1 pseudogene is annotated in these 778 nt (G+C 50.1%); it reads right to left on the reverse strand.

What is annotated here, in order from left to right:
• Nucleotides 1-750 (reverse strand): annotated as a pseudogene (locus ACTHUR_RS13430) (hypothetical protein); the annotation flags it as partial.
• Nucleotides 751-778 lie beyond the last annotated feature (28 nt).

Consider the following 778-nt stretch of genomic DNA (forward strand, 5'->3'; position numbering starts at 1 on the left):
GGTTACGCCATCGTTGTTGACCACGGTGTTGCCTGCGGTCAGACCGTCTTTGTTCAACGCAACTTTATCGCCGACTTTCACGCCGTCGTTATTCATCACAGTATCGCCTGCTTTGAAGGTATCGGCATTCACTGTCTTCACGCTAATCTCGTCAGCCAACTTCAGTTGAGCACCACCGGCTACGGTTTCGCTAATGATGTTGCTGTCGCCTTTAACGTTGATGGTGTCGCCCAACGCGTAGTTGTTGCTGCCGCTGGTACCGCCGAAGTTGATGCCTTTGGCGATATTGGCGGCGTTGTTGGCTACGTTTTGGTTGGTCGCAAACAGTTGGCTGCCGTTAACGGCATCTTTGCTGTTGGCATTGATGTCGCCATCCGCTACGTTGGTTACTTTGTTGCCCGCATTGTCCAAGCCGTCTTTAGTCAGGTTTACCTTGCCTGCTTTCAAGCCGTCTTTGTTCAATGCAACATCATCACCCACTTTGACACCGTCAGTATTCACTGCGGTATCACCGGCTTTCACGCTGTCAACGTCCAAGTCTTTATCGGTAGCAACTTCATAAACAGTCTGACCTTTGTCACCTGTTTTTTCAGTCACAACGATGTTCTTACCTTGAACGACTTCAGTCTTAGACGCAGCAGCAGCTTGTTTCAGTTGAGAAACATTGACTGCATCGGTGTCATCCGTACCGGCCGCAACGTTGGTAATCTTGTTGCCGCCATTGTTCAAGCCAGCCTTGGTCAGGTTCACATCACCTGCTTTCAAGCCGTCTTTGTTC

Source organism: Neisseria sp. P0021.S007 (genome assembly GCF_051956855.1).